General features: G+C 67.8%; 23 protein-coding genes and 1 pseudogene. 6 read left to right on the forward strand and 18 right to left on the reverse strand.

Annotated features, from left to right (window positions below):
• Nucleotides 1-262: 262 nt before the first annotated feature.
• Nucleotides 263-1384, forward strand: a complete 1122-nt coding sequence (gene alr, locus HWX00_RS29305) for an alanine racemase (protein WP_049028905.1) — start codon at nt 263-265, stop codon at nt 1382-1384.
• Nucleotides 1385-1477: 93 nt separating this feature from the next.
• Here alr and HWX00_RS29310 read toward each other — a convergent pair whose 3' ends face one another.
• Complete coding sequence (locus HWX00_RS29310) at nt 1478-2272, reverse strand: enoyl-CoA hydratase (protein WP_059558240.1); 795 nt, start codon at nt 2270-2272, stop codon at nt 1478-1480.
• Nucleotides 2273-2389: 117 nt separating this feature from the next.
• A complete protein-coding gene (locus HWX00_RS29315) occupies nt 2390-3799 on the reverse strand; it encodes an MFS transporter (protein ID WP_059558241.1) in 1410 nt (469 codons plus the stop codon).
• Nucleotides 3800-3935: 136 nt separating this feature from the next.
• Between HWX00_RS29315 and HWX00_RS29320 the strand changes: the two genes are divergently transcribed.
• Nucleotides 3936-4817: a LysR family transcriptional regulator gene (locus HWX00_RS29320; RefSeq protein ID WP_034185922.1), complete on the forward strand. Its 882-nt coding sequence runs from the start codon at nt 3936-3938 to the stop codon at nt 4815-4817.
• Between the two features lie 15 nt (nt 4818-4832).
• Here HWX00_RS29320 and HWX00_RS29325 read toward each other — a convergent pair whose 3' ends face one another.
• From HWX00_RS29325 to HWX00_RS29340, 4 genes are all read right to left on the reverse strand, one after another.
• A complete protein-coding gene (locus tag HWX00_RS29325) occupies nt 4833-5786 on the reverse strand; it encodes a hypothetical protein (RefSeq protein WP_059558242.1) in 954 nt (317 codons plus the stop codon).
• A gap of 151 nt (nt 5787-5937) precedes the next feature.
• On the reverse strand, nt 5938-6390 hold the full coding sequence (locus HWX00_RS29330) for a DUF3592 domain-containing protein (RefSeq protein ID WP_034185920.1): 453 nt from the start codon (nt 6388-6390) through the stop codon (nt 5938-5940).
• A gap of 10 nt (nt 6391-6400) precedes the next feature.
• A complete protein-coding gene (locus HWX00_RS29335; protein WP_175027888.1) occupies nt 6401-6937 on the reverse strand; it encodes a hypothetical protein in 537 nt (178 codons plus the stop codon).
• A 188-nt stretch (nt 6938-7125) separates the two neighbouring features.
• On the reverse strand, nt 7126-8031 hold the full coding sequence (locus HWX00_RS29340) for a LysR family transcriptional regulator (protein WP_175027889.1): 906 nt from the start codon (nt 8029-8031) through the stop codon (nt 7126-7128).
• 90 nt (nt 8032-8121) lie between these two features.
• Here HWX00_RS29340 and HWX00_RS29345 point away from each other — a divergent pair, with 90 nt between their 5' ends.
• Nucleotides 8122-8643 (forward strand): DMT family transporter, encoded by a 522-nt coding sequence (locus HWX00_RS29345; RefSeq protein ID WP_175027890.1) that lies wholly within the window; start codon nt 8122-8124, stop codon nt 8641-8643.
• A gap of 37 nt (nt 8644-8680) precedes the next feature.
• Here the strand turns inward: HWX00_RS29345 and HWX00_RS29350 are convergent, their stop codons facing one another.
• From HWX00_RS29350 to HWX00_RS29380, 7 genes are all read right to left on the reverse strand, one after another.
• Nucleotides 8681-9046: a response regulator gene (locus HWX00_RS29350; protein ID WP_006486240.1), complete on the reverse strand. Its 366-nt coding sequence runs from the start codon at nt 9044-9046 to the stop codon at nt 8681-8683.
• Nucleotides 9047-9075: 29 nt separating this feature from the next.
• The gene (locus tag HWX00_RS29355; protein WP_049028898.1) at nt 9076-10035 is read right to left on the reverse strand and encodes a chemotaxis protein CheX; all 960 of its coding nucleotides are present in this window, start codon (nt 10033-10035) and stop codon (nt 9076-9078) included.
• Between the two features lie 22 nt (nt 10036-10057).
• Nucleotides 10058-10648, reverse strand: a complete 591-nt coding sequence (locus tag HWX00_RS29360; RefSeq protein ID WP_059558248.1) for a hypothetical protein — start codon at nt 10646-10648, stop codon at nt 10058-10060.
• Nucleotides 10645-11373, reverse strand: a complete 729-nt coding sequence (locus HWX00_RS29365) for a methyl-accepting chemotaxis protein (RefSeq protein WP_233623231.1) — start codon at nt 11371-11373, stop codon at nt 10645-10647. Before HWX00_RS29365 ends, HWX00_RS29360 begins: the two co-directional genes overlap by 4 nt.
• A 22-nt stretch (nt 11374-11395) precedes the next feature.
• Nucleotides 11396-13783 carry an MCP four helix bundle domain-containing protein gene (locus HWX00_RS29370; protein ID WP_175027891.1) on the reverse strand — a complete coding sequence of 796 codons (2388 nt, stop codon included), beginning with the start codon at nt 13781-13783 and terminating at the stop codon, nt 11396-11398.
• Nucleotides 13784-14183: 400 nt separating this feature from the next.
• Entirely contained in the window at nt 14184-14591 is a 408-nt protein-coding gene (locus tag HWX00_RS29375) for a type II toxin-antitoxin system VapC family toxin (RefSeq protein ID WP_069705083.1), read from the reverse strand.
• Nucleotides 14588-14791: an antitoxin gene (locus HWX00_RS29380; protein ID WP_059558253.1), complete on the reverse strand. Its 204-nt coding sequence runs from the start codon at nt 14789-14791 to the stop codon at nt 14588-14590. The genes HWX00_RS29375 and HWX00_RS29380 overlap by 4 nt, the downstream gene beginning before the upstream one ends.
• Before the next feature lie 68 nt (nt 14792-14859).
• On the opposite strand from HWX00_RS29380, the gene HWX00_RS29385 reads away from it, so the two are divergent.
• A complete protein-coding gene (locus HWX00_RS29385) occupies nt 14860-15543 on the forward strand; it encodes an alpha/beta hydrolase (RefSeq protein WP_175027892.1) in 684 nt (227 codons plus the stop codon).
• A gap of 52 nt (nt 15544-15595) precedes the next feature.
• Here the strand turns inward: HWX00_RS29385 and HWX00_RS29390 are convergent, their stop codons facing one another.
• On the reverse strand, nt 15596-17101 hold the full coding sequence (locus tag HWX00_RS29390; protein WP_034185911.1) for an amino acid permease: 1506 nt from the start codon (nt 17099-17101) through the stop codon (nt 15596-15598).
• A gap of 76 nt (nt 17102-17177) precedes the next feature.
• Entirely contained in the window at nt 17178-18584 is a 1407-nt protein-coding gene (gene aspA, locus HWX00_RS29395) for an aspartate ammonia-lyase (RefSeq protein WP_034185910.1), read from the reverse strand.
• 141 nt (nt 18585-18725) lie between these two features.
• Between aspA and HWX00_RS29400 the strand changes: the two genes are divergently transcribed.
• A complete protein-coding gene (locus HWX00_RS29400; protein WP_175027893.1) occupies nt 18726-19700 on the forward strand; it encodes a LysR family transcriptional regulator in 975 nt (324 codons plus the stop codon).
• Between the two features lie 101 nt (nt 19701-19801).
• Here the strand turns inward: HWX00_RS29400 and HWX00_RS29405 are convergent, their stop codons facing one another.
• Nucleotides 19802-20866 (reverse strand): asparaginase, encoded by a 1065-nt coding sequence (locus HWX00_RS29405; protein WP_049028893.1) that lies wholly within the window; start codon nt 20864-20866, stop codon nt 19802-19804.
• A gap of 323 nt (nt 20867-21189) precedes the next feature.
• On the opposite strand from HWX00_RS29405, the gene HWX00_RS29410 reads away from it, so the two are divergent.
• Nucleotides 21190-23439, forward strand: coding sequence for a TonB-dependent receptor (locus HWX00_RS29410; RefSeq protein ID WP_175027894.1), 2250 nt, complete (start codon nt 21190-21192; stop codon nt 23437-23439).
• Between the two features lie 42 nt (nt 23440-23481).
• Here HWX00_RS29410 and HWX00_RS29415 read toward each other — a convergent pair.
• Nucleotides 23482-23736 (reverse strand): annotated as a pseudogene (locus HWX00_RS29415) (aldehyde dehydrogenase family protein); the annotation flags it as partial.
• A 32-nt stretch (nt 23737-23768) separates the two neighbouring features.
• Nucleotides 23769-24092, reverse strand: a complete 324-nt coding sequence (locus HWX00_RS29420) for a hypothetical protein (protein WP_034185905.1) — start codon at nt 24090-24092, stop codon at nt 23769-23771.
• Nucleotides 24093-24113: the final 21 nt, after the last annotated feature.

The raw sequence follows: 24113 nt of genomic DNA on the forward strand, positions 1-24113 counted from the left end.
GATCGCCGAGAGCTTAGCATTGCGCCGCCCGGTTCGCGCACCGGTTTTCTAGACGGGGGACTCGGCCGCACGGGCCGCGGGCGGCCGCGGCCGATCGGCATGACCGCCAAAATTTCCACCAAATCGCCGACAAATACGTTAATTAAAACTGGTCGAACACCAATAAGATAGCGCTCGACACTGGCTTGGCGCGTTGCGGCGCCAGCCTGCCGTTTCACTCCGCGCCGCCGCGCGCCGAACGACATCGACCCGAGCCATCACCATGCCCCGTCCCATCGTCGCCCATATCCGCCCTGACGCCGTCCGCCACAACCTCGATTTCATCCGCCGCACGGCCGCGCAATCGCGCGTCTGGGCCGTGATCAAGGCCAACGCATACGGCCACGGCATCGAGCGGATCTATCCGGGCCTCGCGGCCGCCGACGGCATCGGGCTGCTCGATCTCGACGAAGCCGTGCGCGTGCGCGAACTCGGCTGGGACAAGCCCGTGCTGCTGCTCGAAGGGATCTTCGAGCCGGCCGACGTCGAACTGGCCGATCGCCACCGGCTGACGGTGAGCGTGCATTGCGACGCGCAGCTCGACCTGCTGATCGCCGCGAAGCCGCAACGGCCGATCGACATCCAGCTCAAGATGAACTCCGGCATGAACCGGCTCGGCTACCGGCCCGCCGCGTTCCGCGCCGCGTGGGAACGCGCGGCGAGCGCACCGTCGATCGGCAGGATCACGCTGATGATGCACTTCGCGAACGCCGACGAAGGCCAGGTCGACTGGCAGCTCGACCAGTTCGATGCGACGACGGCCGGCATTCCCGGCGAACGCTCGGTGTCGAATTCGGCGGCCGTGCTGTGGCATCCGCGCGCCCATCGCGACTGGGTGCGGCCCGGCACGATCCTGTACGGCGCGTCGCCGACGGGTGCGTCGCGGCATATCGCCGACACGCCGCTGATGGCCGCGATGACGCTGACGAGCCGGATCATCGGCGTGCAGACGCTGGCGCCGGACGAGACCGTCGGCTACGGCCGCCGCTTCACGGCCGACCGGCCGATGCGGATCGGCGTGGTCGCATGCGGCTACGCGGACGGCTATCCGCGCCACGCGCCGACCGGCACGCCGATCGCGGTGGACGGCGTGATGACGCGTGTTGTCGGCCGCGTGTCGATGGACATGCTGACCGTAGACCTGACGCCGTGCCCGAACGCGGGTATCGGGTCGAGCGTCGAGCTGTGGGGCGATCAGGTGAAGGTGGACGATGTCGCGGAAGCCAGCGGCACGATCGGCTACGAGCTGATGTGCGCGCTCGCGCCCCGCGTGCCGGTCGTGATCGTGCCGCCCGGCGCATCGACCGTGCAGCCGGCCCTGCGGACGGGAAGCTACGGGCGCTGACCGACGTCGACGTACACGCCGCCCGGATTGCGGGCCGCCTCGGGCGGCCCGTTCGCTTTCCGGCGAGCCGCCGCGCGAGTCAACGGGAACGCGCTACGAGCGCCACGCCGGCTTGCGCTTCTCGAGGAACGCGTCGATGCCCTCGCCGGCATCCTCTTCCATCATGTTGCGCGCCATCACGTCGCCCGCATACGCATAGGCTTCGTCGAGCGGCAACTCGCGCTGGCGATAGAACATCTGCTTGCCGTATCGCACCGCGGCCGGGCTCTTCGCGACGATCTCCGCGACCTTGCGCGCGACGGCCGCGTCGAGCGCGTCCTCGGGCACGGCCTCGTTGACAAGCCCCCACGCGGCGGCCGTCGCCGCATCGACGAAGCGCCCGGTCACGAGCATGTCGAAGGCGCGCTTCGAGGTGACGTTGCGGCTCAACGCGACGGCCGGTGTCGAACAGAACAACCCGACGTTGATACCCGATACCGCGAAGCGCGCGGTATCGGCCGCGATCGCGAGGTCGCACGCGGCGACGAGCTGGCAGCCGGCCGCCGTCGCGATGCCGTGCACGCGCGCGATCACCGGCACCGGCAACGCGCGCATCGCGAGCATCACGCGGCTGCACTGCGCGAACAGCGCGCGGTAGTAGTCGAGTTCGGGCCGGCTGCGCATCTGCCGCAGGTCGTGGCCCGCGCAGAATGCCTTGCCCTCGGCGGCCAGCACGACGCAACGCACGTGCGAATCGGCCGCCAGCGCCTCGAACGCATCATGCAGGCTCGCGAGCATTGCCTCGGACAATGCGTTGAACTGCCGCGGGCGATTCAGCCGCAGCGTGACGACGCCGTCGTGCGCATCGCGCAACAGGATCGGCTCGGCGGTCTCTTGATCGGGTTCCATGGTGTTTCGCTCGACGAAGGGCGGCAGGATGCGTTTCGGCACAGACGGGCGGCCGGCGCAACCGCGCGTGCGCGGCCGGTCGATGAAATGGTCCTCCACATTCCGTGTGACGTCCAGTCACGCCCCTTTCGTCATGCCGGCCGCCCGTGCGGCAAGGGCGGCCGTCGCATACGCCATGCATCCAAGCGCCGCGACCGCCCACAGCGCGTCGGTCAAGTCCGGCAACAGTATCGTCGCGGCGCCCGCGATGGCCACGCCGAACAAGCTTCCGGCCTGCCGCGCCGCGTTGAGGAACCCTGACGCGACGCCCGCCGCCTCCGCGGGCACCTGTTCGAGCACGGTCGCGATCATCGGCGCGACCGACAACGCGGTGCCGGTGCCGAAGGCGGCCATGGCCGCCCAGACCACCAGCCATGGCGCACGCAGCGCGAGCGCGACGGCGATCGCCGGAATGGCCAGCGCCGCCATCCCGAGGCCGCTTGCCATCAGCGTGACCGGGCGCACACGGCCATGCAGTTTTCCCGACAACAGGTTGCCGAGCGACAGGCTCAGCGCGAACGGCAACAGCGTCATCCCCGTCTGCCGCGCACTCATGCCGAAGCGCCCGTGCAGGTACAGGCTCAACACGAACAGCAGCCCGAAGTAGCCGACATAGACGAGGCTGCCCATCAGGTTCATCGCGACGAACACGCGATTGCGAAACCACGCGAGCGGCACCATCGGATGGCGCGCACGCCGCTCGACGACGACCAGCATCGCTGCCGCGAGCGCGGCGGCCAGCAGCGCGCAGCGCACTTCCCCCGCGCCGGGGCCGCGCGTCGGCAATTCGATCACCGCGAAACACAGCGCGCCGAGCGCCGCCGCACCGATACCCTGGCCGGCCCAGTCGAACGGGTGCGCATGCCGCGCGCCCGACGCCCGCACGAGCATTGCCGCCCCGGCAAAGGCGATCGCGCCGGTCGGCACATTGATCAGGAACGCGCTGCGCCAGCCGAAATCGTCGACGAGGATGCCGCCCAGCACCGGCCCCACGGCCACCGCAACCGATGCGATGCCGGCCCAGACCGCAATCGCCCGCGCCCGCTCGGCAGGCACGTCGAAGGTGCCGCGCACGACCGCGAGCGACGCGGGCAAGAATAGCGCGGCACCCATGCCCTGCGCGAAGCGCGCCGCCACGAGGATCGCCACGGACGGCGCAACGCCGCACGCCGCCGATGCGGCGACGAACAGCGCCAGCCCCGCGAGATACACGTGCTTCGCGCCGAACCGGTCGGACAGCGCGCCGCCCGCGAGGATCAACGCGGCGAAGCTGAGCGTATACGCGTCGACGATCCACGCGAGTTCGGCGACCGTCGCGCCGAGGCTCGCGCGCAACGCGGGCAGCGCCACGTTGACGATCGTCGAATCGAGGACCGCCATGAACATGCCGATCGCGACGAGCGCCAGCGTGAAGCGCTGCTCGCGCGCCGTCGGGCGGCTCGCGACGGCCAGGGGGACGGAAACGGACACGGGATTGCAATCGGACATGACACCTCCAGGCAGATGCCGGGAGTCTAGGAACGGCACACGATGCGGAAAAGTGATAATTTCGCATTTGCCTGATGCAGATCTGCATCACCCGTTCCCGTCCGCCGCCGCCCGCCCGATGACACAATCGCTCCGCATGAACTGGGACAACGCCCGCTTCTTCCTCGCGCTGGCGCGCACCGGCACGCTGCGCGGCGCCGCGGCGCAGCTGAATGTCGATCAGGCGACGGTGGGACGCCGGATCGCCGCGCTCGAGGAGGAACTGTCGGCCCGCCTGTTTCTCCGCACGCCGACCCTCTATGTGCTGACGACCGCCGGCGAAGCGCTGCTCGAACCGGCCGAAACGATGGAACGGGCGTCGCTCACGATCGAACGCCGCGTGATGGGGCTCGACGAGCAACTGGCCGGATCCGTGCGGATCGCCACGACCGACTCGCTCGGCAAGCGTTTCGTGGTGCCCGCCATCGCCCGCATGCGGCGCAAACATGCCGGCATCGACGTCGTCTGCGTGACTTCAGCGGAAATCGCCAACCTCACGCGCCGCGAAGCGGACCTCGCGATCCGCACGTTGCGGCCGGAATCGCCGGACCTGATCGTCAGGCGGCTCGGGCATCTCGAAACGGGGATCTATGCCTCGCGCCGCTACCTGGCCGAGCGCGGCGAACCGGTCGCGGGCAGCGCGTTCGACGGGCACGACCTGGTGATGTACCAGCAGCCGGTCGTGCCGACGATGTGGGACGCGCTGTGCGGCGAACCGACGTCGCGCGGCCGCGTGATGTTCCAGACGTCGTCGACGATGATGCTGGTGGAAGCGACGCTGGCGGGGCTCGGCATTGCGGAACTGCCGTGCTTTCGCGCCGATGCCGAGCCGGAACTGGTGCGTCTGATGACGCGGCGCTGCAATCACTTCGACGTATGGCTCGTCGCCCATGCCGATCTCTACAAGACCGCGCGCGTGCAGGCCGTGATCGAAGCCGTCGTCGACGAATTCGCGACCGCCGCGGCGACTGCCCCGTAACGGGCCGCCCGGGCGTCAGCGCGGCCGATACTCGCCATCCGCGGCAGACCATCGAAACGTCCGGCGCCATTTGCCGCCGCGCTCGCGTAACTGCAGGTCCCGGAAGCCGTCCGTCGAAGTCGGCAGCATGCTCAGCGTATTGCTGCCTTCCGTGATGTCGTGATCGCGCGTGCCGTCGCGATGCCAATCGCCGGCGATATCCCGGTAGAACATCATCGGCTGCGCGAACACGACGCGCAGCGTCTTGCCGTCGATCCGGAACAGGTACAGCGCCTCGAACGATGCGCCGCCGCCCGAATAACCGATCGACCAGCTCGCCCGCACCCCGAACGCCGCATCGCCCGCCCGCAGCGTATACGGCGCGAGATCGAACCGCGACCACCGCTCGGGCCGTAACGCGAGATCACCCGGTCGCGTCGTCTGCTCAAGGTAGTCGGGACTGTCGAGATTCGTGTTGCTCCAGTCGGTCGCCTGCTCGAGCGGCTGTTCGGTACGCGCGACGAGGCGCGGCACGCCGTCCGGACCGCGCTCGAACACGCCCAGCCAGACCCGTTCCTTCTGGTCGTCGGCATCGGCGTGGCGCTCGAACCCTTCACACTCGGTGGGTGCACGAAATCGCAGCGCCTCGCGCGCAAGCTCGTCGGTCGGTGCCGCACAAACGATCGCAACGAACGCACCGGGGCGCTGCGGCCACGGTTTCGCGCCGACCAGCACGACACGCGCAAGCGGCTGGCCCGGGACAAGCTGTGCCACCAGCCCTTCCTTCGTGAAGCCGGGCGGCAGGCGCACACCGAAACCGTCCCCTTCCGGCGCGCCGGTCATGTCGCGCGCATACGCGGCGCGGGTTTCGGGAGCATCGAACGTCCCGGGCACCTGGTCGAGCGAATGCGCCGTACCCGCCGCGTGCGCGGCGAAGCCCGCAAATGCAGCGCCGATCGCGACGAGCCACGGCATCAAGCGAATTGTCATGCTGGAAGAGTCCTGTGAAGTAACGAGGCGACGTACTGCGATACCGTACATGCAATCGTGTGCGTGACAACCGGATCGGCCCGCGGCCTCATGACGGAATCCATGATGTTCTGCTTGCGGGGTTCGACACGTTTCGGCGCGCGGCGGGCGATCACCTCCGCTTGCGCCCGCTGCGCCATGCGCGCACGCCCGACCACAACTGACCGACGCCAACGACGAAAAAAACCGCGCCCATCCCGCCGATTGTCAGCGCATCGCCCCAGATCGCGCCGAACGTATTCATCCGTGCGGTCATCCTCGGCGCGTCCGGCGCATAGCGCACCTCGACCGTCGCGCCGTCCTGCACGCTGACGTCGCCGCCCTGCGCGTATTCGACATGCTCACCCGCGTGTGTCGTGAACGCGATCTCGGGATGATGCGGGCCTGCGTTCAGCTTGATGACGCGCCCCGGCACGACGACCGACGTGCGCAGGAATTCGCGCGTCGACTGCGCGCCCAGCGTGGCGCCGATCAGCATGCACGTGCCCAGGACGGTAAAGACGATGCCCTTCGCGATCAGCGTCTCGACGTGCTGGGTTGCGGCGCGGCCGGATGCGGACATCATGCGTCTCGCGCTACGGACGCGACTGATGGAACGACACGTCGATCCGCGACTGCGTCTTGCAGCGGTACATCACGCCGCGCCCCGTTTCGTCGGTCACGCCTTCGTATGGCCCGTTGCACCCCGTGACCTTGTACGGCGCGAACGGGATGCGCTTGCCGTCGGTCGGCCGGACCAGCACCGGAATCCGCCCTGTCGGGCCATCGCCGATCATGCGGACGAGCATCATGCGCGACGCATCGATCGGCGCGGCGGAACGCATGTAGATCGTGCGCCCCTGCGCGTCGGTCGCGCCTTCGACTTCGAGTTCCCGGCTGTCCTGGGCGGCGCTCGTATAAAGCGCGAATGCATAGCGCGTGTTCGGCAGCGCCTGTTTCGTCGCGGGATCGTACAGCACGAAATAGCAGCCGTTGACGCCCCTTCCGGCCGTCGCCTGCCCGTCGACCGGTGTGGGATGGCACGTGTAGGACGAACCGTTGCCGACGTCCGCCTGCGGCGCCTGCTGCCCGGTGCCTGCGCATCCGCCGGCCAGCGCGGCCATCAGCGTCACGCACGCGCGCGGCCTGATCGACTCCGATTTTCATTGGAAGGGATTCCGTTCCCGATTGTTGCAGACGCCGGGCATGCCGCGCCCGATGCGCAGGCTCGCCGCCCTCGGCCTCCGGCAGGATACGGACATCGCGGTACGCTGTAAATCGTTGCGCCCGCAATCGCCGCTGCCACATCACTGCCACACCGCTACCCGCCGCCCGCGACGCGCGCGATCGTCTGCCGCAGCCAGATGTGTGCGGCGTCGCCATGCCGGCGCTCATGCCAGTGCTGCGCGAATTCGAACGAATCGATCGGGAACGGCGGGTCGAACACGCGCAAGCGTGCGTCGTCGCGCACGCGGTCGAGGTTGCGGCGCGCGACGGTCAGCACGAGATCGGTACCCGCGATCAGGTCGTTCGCGACACTCCAGAACGGCAGGATCACCGCGATGTGCCGCTCGTGCCGCAGCCGCGCGAGCGCCCGATCGACCTCGTTGTCCATCCCGTCACGCATCGCGACGAGCGCGTGCGGCCGCGCGAGCCACGCGTCGAGCGCGAGTTCGCCGCGGCGCGGCAGGCGGCTCGCGTCGGCCACGCATGCGAACGACTCCACGAACAGCGGCTGGGCATGCAGGTCGCGCTGCAATGCGGGCAGCACGCCGAGCGCGAGATCGACCTCGCCGTCCATCAACTGCATGCGCATCGCCTCGCGCGTGCCCTGCGACACGATCAGCTCGATGCCCGGCGCGTCGGCGCGCAACGTCTTCACGAGCGCGGGCAGCACGATCCGCGCACCGTAGTCGGACATCGCGATGCGAAAGACGCGCGTGGCCGCGGACGGATCGAACGCCGGCGGCTCGATCAGCGCGCCGAGCCGCCCGAGGACGTCGTTCAGCGGCTCGACCAGTTCGTTCGCGCGCGCGGTCAGCTCGAGCCGGCCCGCGCGCCGCACCAGCAGCGGATCGCCGAAGATCTCGCGCAGCCGCGCGAGCGCGTGGCTCACGGCCGGCTGGCTCCGGTGCAGCCGGAGCGCCGTGCGCGAGATGTGACGTTCGCTCAGCAACACATGCAGCGTGACGAGCAGGTTCAGGTCGATACGGGCCAGATTATTCATTGCACGAATACGAGCCATCCGAAAGACGAATTTCCATTCGCCATCTTAATGGATGACACTCTTTTCGACATCCTTTCAAGACCGACCAAGATGACGACTTCGCTTTCCTTCGCCACGCTCCCGCTCGCCGTCGCGGCTTTCGTCGCCGGCGCGCTCGTGCCGCTGCAGGGCGGCAGCAACGCCGCGCTCGGGCGTGCGCTCGGCCACCCGCTGTGGGCGAGCGTCGCGTCGCTGACGGTCAGCCTGCTCGCGGTGCTGCCGGTGCTGCTGGCGACGCGTGCGCACGCACCGCTCGTCGGCGACGCGCTGCAGCGCCCACTGTGGATGTGGCTCGGCGGCCTCGCGGGCGTGATCTACATCACGCTCGCGCTGATCCTGACGCCGCGGCTCGGCGCGACGACCTTCATCGTCTGCGTCGTCGCCGGGCAGATGCTCGCATCGCTGCTGATCGACCACTACGGGCTGATGGGGCTCGCGCAGCGGCTGGCGACGCCCGGCCGCATCGCGGGCATCGCGCTGATCTTCGCGGGGATGATCGTCGTGCAATGGCAAACGCCCGCGCCGGTTGCGGCAGGCAACGCGGCGGCCGCGCGGCCCGAGCCGCAGCGTTGACCGCGAAGGTCACGGGCCCGCGGCGGCCGGCCGTGCGTCAGCCCGCGAGCTTCTTCAGCGCGTCGAGCACAGCGTCGCCCTTGAACGGCTTCACGATCCAGCCCTTCACGCCGGCCGCCTTGCCGCGCTCCTTCATCGCCGGGCTGCTTTCGGTCGTCAGCATCACGACGTTGACCGCCGTGTTCGCCAGTTCGCCGCGGATCTTCTCGACCATCGTCAGGCCATCCATGTTCGGCATGTTCACGTCGCTGATCACGAGGCGCACGCCGGGCGTCGCCTTGAGCTTCGCGAGCCCGTCCTTGCCGTCGACGGCCGTCGCGACGTCGAGCCCGTGATTGCGCAGGAAACCCGCGACCTCGTCGCGCACCGTGCCCGAATCGTCGACCACCAGAATCTTTGCCATGTCGTATTCCTCCTTCGTTGTTGCTGACTTCAAAACAGTTCGAGTTCACCCGACTCGACCATCGGTCCGACGTCCTGCACCGATTCGCGGAAATCCTCCGGCGACCAGCTGAGGCTGAACACGAAGCGCTGGTCGAGACAGACGGCGCGCCCCGATTGCGGATCGGTCATCCGGTACTTGAAACAAAGCTGCGGACAGTCGCCGCCGAACGAGATGAACTTCTGCTTGTGGTTGACGACGAGCGGCACCTGCACCGGATGGCGCGCCAGCGCCTCGGCGTCGCCGAGATAGCGGTTCTTGAACGCGCCCCACACGAGGTTCGTCAGTTCGCCGAGCACGCTGTTCACGTCGCGGAAATCCGGCGCGCGACCCTCGCCGCGCGTGCCGCCGATCATGTCGAGCAGCGGCTGCTCGCTCGTTTGCAGCAGCATGTAGCCGCGGCACCACGCGCTTTCGAGCGCGATCAGGCTGAACACCTCGCCGAAGATGATCTGGTCGCGGACGATGCACGGCGTTTCGTGCTCGATCGCCATGCCCGGGAACAGGCTGTCGATGCGCGCCTCGGTGATCTCCGAGATGCCGCGCACGAGCGCGTTCGGATAATCGCGGCCGAACAGGTATTCGTCGATCGCGCGCTCGAGCGGCGTCATGTCGTCCGCGACGTAGGCCGCGCAGGCCACGCGCGCGAGCGCATCGGGCAGTCCGTCGCGCGACGCGAGCGATTCGCGGCGCAGGATGATCGGCAGTTCGGGCCGCAGCGCATCGATCTGCGTGGCGATGATCGCGCTCTCGGCCGGCGAACCGCCGTAATCCTCGGCCAGCAGGATCGCGCCGAGGTCGATGTTCGAGCGCAGCACCTTCAGCAGCCGGCTGCGCCGCACAGTCAGGCCGACCAGGTTGTGCTCGTCGCAGAAGCGCTTGATCGCATCGGCGTGCGCGCGGCTGTCGTCGAGCACGAGCACCTTGCTGACGGGTTGGTCTTGGGTCATCTCGCGGATTCCTCGTGGTCGGTCAGAACAGTTCGAGCTCGCCGCCGGTATCCACCGCCGCCGTTTCCGGCACCTGGAAATCGACCGGCGCGTTCGCGCACACGCACAGCGTCGCGCCGACCCGCACGTCGCCGTCGAGCGTGAGGTCGTACGCGGCCACGTAATCGGGTGCGAGCACGGGCAGATAGTCGATGCTCGCGCCGCTCAGCAAATACGGCGTCGACATCCCGAGATCGGGGAACGGCGCGGTCAGCGCCTGGTTGATCGCGCCGCAGCACAGGTTCGCGACTTCCATGAACGCTTCGGGCAGCGGCCGCTGGCTGCCCGTGCCCGCCGTCGTGCCGGCGAAATGGCGTCGTGTCGCGTCGTCGTCGTTGAAGCGCAGCGCGAGCAGCAGGCGGAAATGCAGGGCCGAGATCGTCAGTACCGCGACATGCTCGGGCACCTTCGGCGCCGACCGCGACCTCGCATGCACGCGATCGTGCCCGTCGTGTTCGTCGTGCTCGTGGCCGGCGGCCGGCCGGATGTCGCACGCGCCGCCGGACGCGAGCCGCGTGCGCGCCGCGTCGAAAAAGATCCGTTCGAAACCGGCCCTGGCCTGCGCGCTGATCACGCCGCCTCTCCTTCGATGCGCGCGTGCAGCTGCCCCGCCAGCGTCTCGACGGTCGCGAGCGCGGCCGTGATCATCTTGCCGCCGGCCTGGATGTCCTGGAACGTCGCGGCCGTCACGAGATCGTTGCGGTTCAGGCTGTCGCGATAACTGTTCGACAGTTGCTGCGAACGCGCGGCCAGCCCGCGCACCTCGCTCGCGACGATCGAGAAGCCGCGTCCGGCCGAGCCCGCGCGCGCGGCCTCGATCGACGCGTTCAGCGACACGATCGACACGTGCGCGACGATCGCCGACAGCTCCTGGTTCTTCGCGCGCATGTCGTGGTTCTGCGTGGTCAGCGAGATCATCTGCTCGTGCCAGCGCTCGAACGTGCCGGCGAGCCCGCGCAGGCGCGCGGCTTCGTCGGCGATCTTCATCGCATGCTGCGCGAGCGCCGCGCGCTCGGCAAACAGCGCCTGCCGCGCATCACGCTGCGCGCCGGCCACCGACGCCTCGCGCGCCAGCGCTTCCTCGAGCTGCGCCTCGCGTTGCGCCCAGGCGTCGGCTGCCGCCGCGTGCGCGGACACCGCGGCTTGCGCACGCGCTTCGGCCGCGTCGAGCGCGCCGCGCAACGTGTCCGCGTCATGTTCCATCGCCGCGACGAGCCGCCCGCGCATCACGCGAAACACGATCGCCGCGGCCACCGCGACGACCGCACCGCCCGCCAGCGCGACGGCCGCCTGAATCATCCACGCCTGCACGATCACGTCGTCACTCCGCCGCGCCGATATCCGCGATGCGCGCCCGCTGCTCGTGCGGCGCGTCGTGCGCGGCGCCGTCGGCCGCGAAGCGCACCGGCAGCGACACGATCGTCTCGAACGCGCGGTACGGCGCGCCGGCGCGATCGTCGGTGAAGCGCAGCGCGATATTGCCGCCGTCGCGCTTCAGGAAGTTGCGCACCGCGTCCATGCCGACGCCGCGCCCCGACACCTCGGTCACCGTCTGCGCGGTCGAGAAGCCCGGCCGGAAGATCAGCTCGGCGACATCCTCGTCGGACAGCGCCGCTTCGTTGCCGGCCTCGATCCAGCCGCGCTCGCGCGCGATGCCGCGGATCCGGTCGAGCGCGAGGCCGCGGCCGTCGTCGCCGAGCACGAACCACAGCTCGCCGCCGCCCACGCCGACCGCGATGTCGATCGTGCCGGACGCCGGCTTGCCGGCCGCGCGCCGCTCCTCCGACGATTCGATGCCGTGATCGATCGCGTTGCGCAGCAGGTGCATGAACACGTTCTTCAGCGTCGCGGCGATCTCGCTGCGCACGCGCTGGCCGTGGCTGTCGACATGCACGACGGGCGCCGGCTTGCCGAGTTCGGCCGCGAGCGACGGCAGCGACTCGATCACGCCGCCGAGCGCGTCGCCGATGCCCTGCGTGCCGAGCTGGCTCAGCATGCGGCGCACGGCATCGCGTGCCGCGTGCCAGTCGGCCACGTTCGCCGGATCGGCGCCGTCGAGCACGCGCAGGCTTTCGCTGATGTGCGCGCGTTCGACCATCAGGAACTCGGCGCCGCCCTGCGCCGGCTCACCGCCGCGGCCGAGCGTGACCGCGTTGATCGTCGCGTAGTGTTCGACGGCATCGCGCACGCGCGCGAGGTCGTCCATCAGCGCGTCGCGGTTCCACTCGGGGCCGCCGTCCGCGCGGCGCAGCGATTCGTACGCCTGCTCGGCCTCGTGAACGATGTTCGTCAGGTGCTGCAGGCTGTACGTGCGCGCGTTGCCCTTGATCGTGTGCATGTTGCGGAACAGCGCGGCGACGATCGAATGATCGGCGCGCTCGTGCTGGCGGATCATCCGCTCGTTCTCGCTCAGGAAGCCCTTCGCGCTGTGCACGAAGTCGTGGAACTTGTCCTGGCTGATCGACAGGATCTCGCCGATCATCTCGAGGCGGCGCTGCTGCTCGCCCGCCTGCGCGGTCAACTCGCGGATCTCGGTCACGTCGCGCACGCACAGCATCAGCCGCACGACCGCGTCGGTCTCGTCGGTGATCGCCGACCAGCTCAGGTCGAGCCACTTCTCGCGGCCGTCCGGCATGCGCTTCGCGACTTCGTTGACGAGCAGGTGTTCGTTGAACTCGAAGTTCATGCTGTCCTCGCCGAGGCACGCATGCACGGCCGCATCGACCTGCGAACGCGCGTCGGCGCCGATCGCCGAATCGTCGAACACGAGCGCCATCAGGTCGCGCCCGGCGATGTCGTTCGTCTCGAAGATGGTTTCGAGGTACGCCGAATATTCCGCATGCACGACGCCGCCTTCGACGACGGTCAGGATCCCCTGCTGCATGTTCTGCAGCATCGCCTGGATGTCGGCCGTCTTCTGCTTGAGTTGCGCGGCGTTCTCCTGGATCTTCTCGATCATCCCGTTGAACGCGACGATCGAATGGCCGATCTCGTCCATCCGGCCCACCGGCACGCGGCGCGTGAAATCCTGGCTCGTCGCGATCTCGCTCATCGCCGTCTGCATCCCGATCAGCGGGCGCGTGATCTGGCGATACAGCACGAAGCCGAGCGCAGTCAGCAGCACGATCACCGTGCCGGCGACGCCCGCGATCGCGGTCGCCGTCGTCGCGAGCATCCCGTTCAGCGCGCTGATCGCGTCGTCCTTCTGGCGGTTCTTCTCGACGCGCAGCGTGCCGACGATGCTCTCGAGTTCGTCGCGATACTGCGCGACGTTCGCGAACAGGTAGGCCTGCGCCATCTCGGCCTTGCCGTCCGCCTTCATCTTCACGGTGTCGTCGATCGCCGCGAAATAGTTCGCGGCGCTGTCCTTCGCCTGCGCGACGAGGCCCTCCTGCGCATGGCCGACCGCCGATTTCGCCTGCACGTCGAGTGCGGCGCGCAGCGCGGCCTGCTTCGCCTTCAGCTCGTCGCGCGCCTGCGCGGCCGTGTTCGCGTCGGGCGCGTAGACGAGCGTCATCGTCGCGATCTGGATGTTCTTCACGTCGGCGACGAGATCGGCCGACGCGAGCGCGCTCGGCACGATGCCCTGGGTGACCTGACGCACCTCGGACGCGCTCTTGCGTGTCTGGTACACGGCATAGATGCCGATCGCGGACAGCGCGAAGAACGTCAGGACGACTAGCAGCGTAATGCGATGACGGATGGTCATGAGGCCAGCTCCCCGCAGCGATCCGGCTTCGATCGCCCTTTGGTCTATTGAAAGAATGTGAGCGCCGAATTATCGGGGATGGTGTATGACTGTCCGATGACCGTAAATCAATCGTTCATTGAGGAAATTGCAATGAATAATTGCGTCGGGAAAAGCCTAAAGTTTTTTCCGGATTGGCCGTTAACTTCGCGCCGCCAATGCAGGTATGGCTGCATGATTTGCCGAATTTTTGAAGTGGCGGATATTCATTGTTTTATTCATGATCCGCAAAATCGATTTTATTGAATGCCGGTAAAACGTTTGCGTATTATTTACGAGCCTGTTTGTTTTGGCAGCTCTTGCAATCGAAGCCGCGTTCGCGCCGCAGGTTCGTGAATGTCGAACCGGCACGATCGGCCGTTCAATGTTCGCACGGCCCGGCAAGCCAGTCTTCGAATTGCAGTCGCGGTACCCGCTCGAATTCGCGAACGTTGTGCGTGACAAGCACCAGATGCCGGGCGCGTGCCTGCCCGGCTATCAAGGCATCGTATGGACCGATCGGCGTACCGGCCGCCATCAGGTGCGCACGAATCTCGCCGGCATGCTGAGCATCCTCGACATCGAAGGACACGACCTCGAACTGAAGCGCCTCGACACGCGCGACATTCGCAGCCGCTCGCTGGCTCTTGTACGCGCCGTAATAGAGTTGGTGCGCGACGATCGCCGGCATCCCGAAATCAGCCGGCTGGTAGGAACGCAGGCGGCCCAGCATGGCCGGCTCGCCTTTGAGAACGGCAATCACCGCGTGGGTATCCAGCAGGAATTTCATTCGAACACATCCAGACTCGTGCGCTCCTGCGCGAACGGCTGCGTTGCCGCGGCCGCCTCGAAGTCCGCATCGACCGGGCCGATCAGCGGCGTCAGCCATGCCCAGTCATGCGGCACCGGTTCGAGCACGACCGACGCGCCGTGGCGCCGAATCCGAACCTCGGCCCGATTCATTCCCATCAGGAAACAATCAATCGCCATCCCGGTGATTCCCTCACCGCGCCGGCCGCTCTAGACTGTCGCATCGTTCCCCTTTCCGGACCCACGTGATGACCGACGTCCTGCCGCTGACCACCGACCCCGATTCGGGCCTCCAGTACCGGCTGCGCCCGGCTGCCGGCCGCCCCGCCGCGCGCCTGTTGCTGCTGCACGGCGTCGGCGGCAACGAAACCAACCTGCTGAACGTGACCAGCGTGATCGATCCGCGCATCGAAATCGCGTTCCTGCGCGGGCCGCTGACGTTCGGCCCCAATCAGCACGCGTGGTTTCCGGTGCGCTTCGGCCCGAATGGCCCCGAAATCGATGCGGCCCGCGCCGACGCCAGCCGTATGCAACTGATCACGCTGTTGCGCGCCTTGCGTGCGCGGGATGGCGCGGATGCCGCGTTGCCGACCGTGATCGCCGGCTTCAGCCAGGGCGGCATCATGAGCGCCGGCGTCGGGCTGACTTCGCCGAACGACGTCAGCGCGTTCGCCGTGCTGTGCGGGCGCATCCTGCCGGAAATCGATCCGCTGATCGCGCCGCGCGATGCGCTTCGCCCGCTTCATGCGTTGATCGTCCACGGCCGCTTCGACGACAAGCTGCCGGTCGCCTGGGCCGACACGGCCGATGCGAAACTCACGGCGCTCGGCGTCGCGCACGATACGCGGCTGTACGCGGCCGGCCACGAACTGACGGCGGAAATGGCGGGCGACTTCGGCCGCTGGGTCGGCGAGCGCACCGGGTTGAACTGACCGCACCGGGAACGCCGGCCCGAGCACGGACCGGCGTTCCCGGCGGATGCCGTCACGCGTTCCGCGCGGGATCCGCAACGACGTGCGCGGCTGTGGGCGCGGCAACCGCCTGCTCGCGCAAGGCACCGCGCTTCGTCAGCTTCCAGCCGACCACCAGCGCAAGCACCACGACCGGAATCGTCGCGATCGTCCACGTGCCGCCCGGATAGTCGAACGCCATCAGCACCAGCACGGCGACGAGGAACGCGAGCGTGAGCCACGACGTGAACGGCGCGCCGGGCATCCGGAACGACACGGCCTTCATCTCGCCGCGATTGACCGCGCGGCGGAACAGGATCTGGCACATCACGATGAAACCCCACGTCGTGATGATCCCGAGCGACGCCATGTTCAGCACGATCTCGAACGCCTGCGCCGGGACGATGTAGTTCAGCGGCACGCCGATCGCATTGATCGCGACCGTGATCAGGATCCCGCCGTACGGCACGCCGCGCGCGTTCATCCGCGACACGAATCGCGGCGCCGAGCCGCCCATCGCGAGCGAGCGCAGCACGCGCCCGGTCGAATAGAGGCCGGAGTTCAGGCTCGACAGCGCAGCCGTCAGCACCACCACGTTCATCACCGTGCCGACGTACGGCACGCCGAGCTTGCTGAAGAACGTGACGAACGGGCTTTCGTGCGAGCTGTACGCGGTCCACGGCAGCAGCATCGTCAGCAGCACGACCGAGCCGACGTAGAACAGCGCAATGCGCCACATCACGCTGTTGATGGCCTTCGGCAGCACCTTGCGCGCATCGGCGGTCTCGCCCGCCGCGACGCCGACGAGCTCGATGCTCGCGTACGCGAACACGACGCCCTGCACGATCAGCACGGCCGGCAGGATGCCGTGCGGAAAGATCCCGCCATGGTCGGCGACCAGGTGAAGCCCCGTCGCCTGGCCGGCGACCGGATGGCCGCTCGCGAGGAACACGGCGCCGACCGCGAGAAATACCGCGAGCGTGCCGACCTTGACGAGCGAGAACCAGAATTCCATCTCGCCGAACACCTTCACGCCGATCATGTTCATCACCGACACGATCCCGAGCGCGCCGAGCGCGAACACCCATTGCGGCACGTCGGTGAATACGGCCCAGTACTTCATGTAGATCGCGACCGCGGTGATGTCGACGATGCCGGTCGTCGCCCAGTTCAGGTAGTACATCCAGCCCGCGACGAACGAGGCGCGCTCGCCCATGAATTCGCGCGCATACGACACGAAGCTGCCGCTGGTCGGCCGGTGCATCACGAGCTCGCCGAGCGCGCGCATGATCAGGAACGCGAACACGCCGCACACGAGATACACGAGCGCCAGCGCCGGCCCCGCGCTTTGCAGGCGCCCGCCCGCGCCGAGAAAAAGGCCCGTGCCGATCGCGCCGCCCATTGCGATCATCTGCACGTGCCGCGGCTTCAACTGCTTCGCATAGCCGGCTTCGTGCGACGCGAACATCGCATCGGGATCGGCATGGCGGGAATCCGCGCCGCCGGCCGCATCGGCCGGGCGCTCGCTGGTGTGTTTCATCGAGAGTCTCCGTTGTTTCTTGGTGTGTCGCGCCCCGCTCAGGGGCGCTTTCGGTACGGCCGTGCGCCGGCCGGCGTCAAAGCACGCGCGGCCGGATCAGGGCTTCGGGTTGCAGCGCCTCGTCGAGTTGCGCGGGGGTCATCAGCGCGTGTTCCAGCACGACCTCGCGGATCGATTTGCCGGTGGCGTGCGCTTCGGCGGCGACGGCCGTCGCACGCTTGTAGCCGATGTACGGGTTCAGCGCGGTAGCGAGCGCAACCGAGCGCTCCATCGTTTCGCGCAGCCGCTCGGGATTCGCGGTGATCCCGCTCACGCAGCGCTCCGCCAGCGTCGTGCATGCGGCCGTCAGATGGCTGAAGCTGCGGAACAGCGCGCTCGCGATCACCGGCTCGAACGCGTTGAGCTGAAGCTGTCCGGCCTCGGCCGCGAAGGTCACGGTCAGGTCGTTGCCGAACACCTCGAACGCGACCTGGTTGACGACTTCCGGGATCACCGGATTCACCTTGCCGGGCATGATCGACGAGCCGGCCTGCACCGGCGGCAGGTTGATCTCGCCGAAGCCGGCGCGCGGGCCGCTCGACAGCAGCCGCAGGTCGTTGCAGATCTTCGACAGCTTCACGGCGATCCGCTTGAGCACGCCCGACACCTGCACGAACGCGCCGCAATCCTGCGTCGCCTCGATCAGGTTCGGCGCGGTGCTCAGGTCGAGCCCGGTGATGCGCCGCAGCGCGGCCAGCGCCTTCTCCGCATACTGCGGATGCGCGGTGATCCCCGTGCCGATCGCGGTCGCACCGAGATTGATCTCGCGAATCAGCCAGCCGGCTTCCTGCAGCCGCGCGATGTCTTCCGTCAGCATCACCGCGTAGGTCGAGAATTCCTGGCCGAGCGTCATCGGCACCGCGTCCTGCAACTGCGTGCGGCCGAGCTTCAGCAGCCCGGCGAACGCGTCGGCGCGCTCGGCGAACGCATCGCGCAGCCGCGCCATCGCCTCGAGCAGGTGCTCGACCGCGAAGCACGTCGCGACGCGGATCGCGGTCGGATAGACGTCGTTGGTGCTCTGCGCGAGATTGACGTGCTCGTTCGGGTGCAGGTATTCGTACTGCCCGCGCGCGTGCCCCATGATTTCGAGCGCGCGGTTGCAGATCACCTCGTTCGCATTCATGTTGGTCGACGTGCCGGCGCCGCCCTGGATGACGTCGACGACGAACTGGTCGTGCAGGCGCCCTTCGCGAATCTCGACGCACGCGGCGGCGATCGCATCGCGATACGGCCGCGGCAGCAGCCCGAGCTCGCAGTTGGCGTCGGCCGCCGCTTCCTTCACGGCCGCGAGCGCCAGCACGAGGTACGGCAGCGAAGCAATGGTGCGGCCCGTGATGTCGAAATTCTCTTTCGCGCGCAGCGTATGGACACCGTAATAGGCGTCAGCCGGGATACTTCGTTTACCTAAAAGATCCGCTTCGACGCGGAAGCCGCTTTCTGTCATCGTGCCCTCCTGAGTGTCTCGTGCCGCCCGTCGTCCGCCGCTTCCCGACGCGACGGGTTCGCATTCTATGCCTTTGCAAAAACAAGCTCGCTTCTGTATTATCGAAAGCGGTTTTGCGTGGGACGCAACAGCGAGAAGCGAATGAAAAAAGGCGCGAGAGAAACCGGCATCGATCACCTGGGCGCGATGCGTGCGTTCGTGAGAGTGGTCGAAACGGGGAGTTTTTCGGCGGTCGCGAAGGAGATGCACGTGTCGACGTCGACCGTCGCGCGCAAGGTGACGGCGATCGAGGACGCACTCGGCGTCGCGCTGCTGCATCGTTCGACGCACAGCGTGACGCTCACCGAGGCCGGCCATATCTACCTGGAACGCGCGGTCACGCTGATCGCCGATCTCGACGACACGCTGCGCGTCGTCGCCGAGCTGAATGCGCAGCCGAGCGGCCCGCTGAAGCTCACCGCGCCGGTCGCGTTCGGCCGCCGCCATCTCGCGCCGCTGGTCGCGCCGTTTCTCGCGCGCTATCCGACCATCCAGCTCGACGTACGGCTCACCGACAACCACAACGACCTCGTGGCCGGCGGCTTCGATCTCGACATTCACGAAGGCGAGAATTACCTGGACAACCTGGTCGTCCACCGGCTGTCGCGCAACGACAGCATCCTGTGCGCGACACCCGGCTATCTCGACCGCTGCGGCCGCCCGGCGTCGCCGGACGACCTGAAGCACCACAACTGCCTGCGTTACGTGCATCCGGAAGGCGATCCGCGCTGGGATTTCGTGAACGGCAACGCACGGCACAGCGTGCTGCCGGCCGGCAATCTCGTCACCGATCATTCCGAGTTGCTGCTCGAAGCGACCTGCGCGGGGCTCGGCATCGCGGAGTTCGAGATCTGGCTGGTGCGCGACCTGCTCGCGAGCGGCCGGCTCGAAGCCGTGCTGCCGCGCTATCGGCTGCAGAACCGGCTGACCGGCGAATACATCTACATCGCGTATCTGGCGAACCGGCGCAGCTCGGCGAAGCTGCGCGTGCTGAAGGACTTTCTCGCGGAACACCTCGCGCAGATCGGCGAGCTGTCGGCGCTGGAGCTGGCGAAGATTCGCGGCGCGCGCACGTAGCGCCCGCGCCCGCGTTCACGTCGGCGCCGGCCGGCAGGCATGTGCCCGCCGCCGCGCACGGCCCGGGTCGCGGGCCGTCGGCAGCGGCGCATCCGCGCCGCTCAGACCGCCTGCAATTCGAACGGGAACGTGGCGTGCCCGAACTCGACGCCCTGCGTGTTGAGCATCCGCGGCCGGTGGAAGCCGGCCAGTTGCGCGCGCTGCGCGTCCGTGCCGATCCGCAGCCGCTCGAGGATTTCGCTGACGACCATGTAGAGCACGTCGAGATTGCCGTCCTCGATCTTCACCGAGATGCCGAGCGCGCCATCGGCGCCGAGCTGCCGCGTGCGTTCCGAGGCGCGCACGCCGATCCCGTAGCACGCATCGGCGCCGAGCTTGCCGACCACCTGCCCGTCGAACGCGTTCATCAACACCGTGCAATAGCGCCCGTCGCCCGCGACGAGTTCCGGATAGGCCGTCATCGCACGATGGATACGCGCCAGCGCGCGGACCCGGTCGGTGAGCGCGCCGCCGCCCGCTTCCACCGCGTCCGCACCGTCGGCCAGCGACGCGTAAAGACGCGCGAGGCGATCCAGCGGGAACGCCGGCGTCGGCAGGTTGCACCCGTCGATGCCCCAGTCGACCTCGTCGTCGCGCAACCCGCATGCATCGGCCACCCCATGCTTCACGCGCACCTGCATCGGATGGTCGGGCAGATGGTAGTCGGCGATCGGCGCGCCGATCGCCCGCGCGCCCGCCAGCATCCCGACATGCTTGCCCGAACAGTTGCTGCACACGCCGGTCGGCGTGTAGTCGCGCTTGATCCACGATCGGTACACCGCCTCGGACAGCGGCGGATGGCCGCCGCAACGCAGGTCCGATTCGTGCGCGGCCACCTTCGCGAGCATCGCCCGCGTCCGTTCGATGTGACGCTCCTCGCTGCTGTGCGACGCGCACATCAGCGCGATGTCCGCATCGTCGAAACCGAAGCGCTCCGGCGCGCCCGTCTCGATCACCGACAGCGCCTGCGCCGGCTTGGCGGCCGACCGCGCCAGCGTCATCCGGAACGGATCGCCGAATCGGGCCAGCAGCCTGCCGCGTGCATCGACCACCGCCACATGGGCGACGTGCGTGTTCTCGATCGCGTTGCCGCGGTATGTGACAACCGCTGCGCGTGGGGTCTCCATCGTGTCTTGTCTCCTTGCTCGGGGCTTGATTGCCGGGGCCCGTCCAACCGGTACGGCAGTGTAGCGAGTCGCTGCCGCCGCGCGCCGTCCCGACGATGGAAAGCGGTGTTGCACGCGACGCAAAGGTGATCGCGCCCCCACGAAAGCCTGACCGGATACGTACAACAACCCTTCGATCGTTTACATATTTGATGCCAATCCGTACAATTGCGACCGCAAACGCGAATCATACGCATTTACATTGACGTCTTCCGATGTTTCGGCCCGTGCGGCCCACATCGAGAAAACGCACCCGATCACCGAACCTTCCGCTGCTTCCCGATATGCCCGCCCAGTTCAAGACGAGGCCTCGTGCCCTCGTGTCGGCGCTGACCTGCTCCGTTTTCCTGACACCGCTGCTCGCTTCCGCCGCAACCGCACCCGCTACCGTTCCCGCCCCTGCCGCCGACCGGCCCGCGCCGGCCGCCGACGCACCGGCGACGCTGCCGACGATCGCGGTCCAGTCGTCCGCGCTGTCGGACATGCAGGTGAAGCGCTCGCCGTCGTACAAGTTCACCGCGCCGCTGCTCGATACGCCGCGCTCGGTCACGGTGATCCCCGAGCAGCTGATCAAGGAAAAGAACGTCACGTCGTTCGCGGACGCGCTGCGCTCGGTGCCCGGCATCACGTTCCTCGGCGGCGACGCGGCCGCGAACCCGTCGGCCGACCGCCCGGTGATCCGCGGCTTCGAATCGCGCAACTCGATCTTCGTCGACGGGATGCGCGACTCCGGGCTGCAGAACCGCGAGACGTTCGCGGTCGAGCAGATCAGCGTGATCAAGGGCCCCGATTCGGTCTATGCGGGCCGCGGCTCGGTGGGCGGCAGCGTCGACATCGTCACGAAGACGCCGAAGAACGACAATTTCGTCAACAGCAGCATCGGCTTCGGCACCGACGGCTACAAGCGCGCGACGGTCGACGCGAACCGCAAGATCAACGACACGACGGCCGTGCGGCTGAACGTGATGGGTCACGACGCGAACCAGGCCGGCCGCAACGACGTGTACAACAAGCGCTGGGGCGTCGCGCCATCGATCGTGTTCGGGCTGAACACGCCGACCACGGTCACGGTCAGCTACTACCACATGAACGCGTACGACATGCCGGACTTCAGCGTGCCGTTCCGCGCGTCGGGCGGCACGCCGGTGCCGACCGACCGCGGTCAGTTCTTCGGGCTGAACACGCGCGATTACCGCTACGGGCAGACCGACACCGGCGAAGTACGCGTCGAGCACAAGCTCAACGACGACTGGAAACTGAAGAACACGACGATGTTCGGGCGCACGACGCTCGATTACGTGGCGACGAATCCGCAGATCTCGACCCGGTATCCGGACCGGCTCGGCATGCAGGCCAAGAGCGGCAAGTACGCGACGAACGGCATCGCGAACCAGACCGAGATCACCGGCCGCGTCAACCTGTTCGGCATGCAGCATACGATGACCGCCGGCGTGGAATTCAGCCAGGAGCAGAACCGCTACGAGGGCTACCTCGTCACGGATGCATCGGGCACGAACCTGCGCACCGGCGATATTTGCGTCACGTCGCCCGCGTTCTGCGCGCCGATTTCCGGCGGCTGGAACCCGAACATGCCGTGGACCGGCAACATCGTGCTGAACGGCGACAAGGGTTTCCCCGGCGCGACCACCAACACGCGCACGACCACCGCGTCGGCGTACCTGTTCGATACGGTGAAGCTGACCGAGCAGTGGCTGTTCAACGCGGGGTTGCGCTTCGACCGCTACGACCTGACCGCGAAACAGGCCGGCGCCGCCGACCTGTCGAACACGTCGAACCTGTTCAGCTACCAGTTCGGCCTCGTGTACAAGCCGGTGCGCACCGTGAGCCTGTATGCGTCGTACGGCACGTCGTCGAACCCGCCCGGTTCGAACGGCGGCCTCGGCGGCGGCACCGACCAGATCACCGCGAACAACCAGAACCTGTCGCCCGAGCGCACGCGCAACATCGAGGTCGGCGCGAAGTGGGACGTGATCGACCAGCAACTGTCGCTGACGTCCGCGCTGTTCGACACCGAGAAGACCAACGCGCAGGTCAGCGACGGCCTCGGCCACACGATCAACGCGGGCAAGCAGCGCGTGCGCGGCGCCGAGCTGGGTTTCGCCGGCAACGTGACCGACAAGTGGCACGTGTTCGGCGGCTACACGTACCTGAATGCGGTGACGGTCGATGCGGGCCCCGGCAATCCGGGCGGCTCGGGCCTGCCGATGGTGATGGTGCCGAAGCACAGCTTCACGCTGTGGACGAGCTACGACGTGATGCCGAAGCTGACGCTCGGCGCGGGCGCGACGGTGATGAGCAAGACCTATGCATCGGTGTCGCCGACCGTGAAGAAGTGGACGCCCGGCTATGCGCGCTTCGACGCGGCCGCGACGTGGCGCGTGAACAAAACGATGGACGTGCAGCTGAACGTGCAGAACCTGTTCGACAAGAAGTATTACGCGAGCGCGTACCCGATCTACGCGACGTGGGCGCCGGGCCGCTCGGCGATGGTCACGCTCAACTTCTATCAATGACGCCGCAGGCGGGCGGGCGCGATGCGCCCTGCCCCGCCCTGCTCACCGCGGCAGCGAATACGTCGTCACGTTCGTGAAGCGCTTCATCGCTTCCTGCACGCTTTCCTCGTACCCGAGCCCCGAATCCTTCACGCCGCCGAACGGTGTCGGTTCGAGCCGAGAGCCCGGCACGTCGCGCACGTTCATGCTGCCGACTTCCAGCTCGGTGACGAAGCGCGTGATGTGGTGGAAGCGGTTCGTGCACACCGACGACAGCGCATGGCCGGTGCCGTTCGACATCCGGATCGCTTCGTCGATGCGCGAAGCGCCGGTGTCGGCCGGACACCCGTTCACGCGAGGTGGTAGCGCAGCCAGAAGGTTTCGCGGCACGCGTTGTCGAACGTCAGCCGCGACGGGCTGATCGGTTGCGCATCGGGATGGTGGAGCACGTCGTAGTCGATCCAGCATTCGGCGCACAGCAGATCGGACGGCGCGCGGTCCTGCTCGACCGAGCGGCGCACGATCGCGCCGTTGTCGAAGCGGTATTCGGTTTCGTCGCGCGTGACCTCGACGTCGTCGTCGGTCCAGCGGTCGTGCGACGTGACATGCGACACGATCGACACCGGGCCCGCGAGCCCGTGGATCGCGGCGACGTAGGAAATGAGCTTGTCCATGGCGAGGCGGCGAACGAAGGG

The sequence above is a fragment of the Burkholderia seminalis DSM 23518 genome (genome assembly GCF_902832885.1).
Classification (GTDB): domain Bacteria; phylum Pseudomonadota; class Gammaproteobacteria; order Burkholderiales; family Burkholderiaceae; genus Burkholderia; species Burkholderia seminalis.

Coding starts and splice junctions, on each gene's coding strand:
- alr (WP_049028905.1), top strand. CDS start 263: ATGCCCCGTCCCATCGTCGCCCATATCCGCCCTGACGCCGTCCGCCAC.
- HWX00_RS29310 (WP_059558240.1), bottom strand. CDS start 2,272: ATGGAACCCGATCAAGAGACCGCCGAGCCGATCCTGTTGCGCGATGCG.
- HWX00_RS29315 (WP_059558241.1), bottom strand. CDS start 3,799: ATGTCCGATTGCAATCCCGTGTCCGTTTCCGTCCCCCTGGCCGTCGCG.
- HWX00_RS29320 (WP_034185922.1), top strand. CDS start 3,936: ATGAACTGGGACAACGCCCGCTTCTTCCTCGCGCTGGCGCGCACCGGC.
- HWX00_RS29325 (WP_059558242.1), bottom strand. CDS start 5,786: ATGACAATTCGCTTGATGCCGTGGCTCGTCGCGATCGGCGCTGCATTT.
- HWX00_RS29330 (WP_034185920.1), bottom strand. CDS start 6,390: ATGATGTCCGCATCCGGCCGCGCCGCAACCCAGCACGTCGAGACGCTG.
- HWX00_RS29340 (WP_175027889.1), bottom strand. CDS start 8,031: ATGAATAATCTGGCCCGTATCGACCTGAACCTGCTCGTCACGCTGCAT.
- HWX00_RS29345 (WP_175027890.1), top strand. CDS start 8,122: ATGACGACTTCGCTTTCCTTCGCCACGCTCCCGCTCGCCGTCGCGGCT.
- HWX00_RS29350 (WP_006486240.1), bottom strand. CDS start 9,046: ATGGCAAAGATTCTGGTGGTCGACGATTCGGGCACGGTGCGCGACGAG.
- HWX00_RS29355 (WP_049028898.1), bottom strand. CDS start 10,035: ATGACCCAAGACCAACCCGTCAGCAAGGTGCTCGTGCTCGACGACAGC.
- HWX00_RS29365 (WP_233623231.1), bottom strand. CDS start 11,373: ATGATTCAGGCGGCCGTCGCGCTGGCGGGCGGTGCGGTCGTCGCGGTG.
- HWX00_RS29370 (WP_175027891.1), bottom strand. CDS start 13,783: ATGACCATCCGTCATCGCATTACGCTGCTAGTCGTCCTGACGTTCTTC.
- HWX00_RS29375 (WP_069705083.1), bottom strand. CDS start 14,591: ATGAAATTCCTGCTGGATACCCACGCGGTGATTGCCGTTCTCAAAGGC.
- HWX00_RS29380 (WP_059558253.1), bottom strand. CDS start 14,791: ATGGCGATTGATTGTTTCCTGATGGGAATGAATCGGGCCGAGGTTCGG.
- HWX00_RS29385 (WP_175027892.1), top strand. CDS start 14,860: ATGACCGACGTCCTGCCGCTGACCACCGACCCCGATTCGGGCCTCCAG.
- HWX00_RS29390 (WP_034185911.1), bottom strand. CDS start 17,101: ATGAAACACACCAGCGAGCGCCCGGCCGATGCGGCCGGCGGCGCGGAT.
- aspA (WP_034185910.1), bottom strand. CDS start 18,584: ATGACAGAAAGCGGCTTCCGCGTCGAAGCGGATCTTTTAGGTAAACGA.
- HWX00_RS29400 (WP_175027893.1), top strand. CDS start 18,726: ATGAAAAAAGGCGCGAGAGAAACCGGCATCGATCACCTGGGCGCGATG.
- HWX00_RS29405 (WP_049028893.1), bottom strand. CDS start 20,866: ATGGAGACCCCACGCGCAGCGGTTGTCACATACCGCGGCAACGCGATC.
- HWX00_RS29410 (WP_175027894.1), top strand. CDS start 21,190: ATGCCCGCCCAGTTCAAGACGAGGCCTCGTGCCCTCGTGTCGGCGCTG.
- HWX00_RS29420 (WP_034185905.1), bottom strand. CDS start 24,092: ATGGACAAGCTCATTTCCTACGTCGCCGCGATCCACGGGCTCGCGGGC.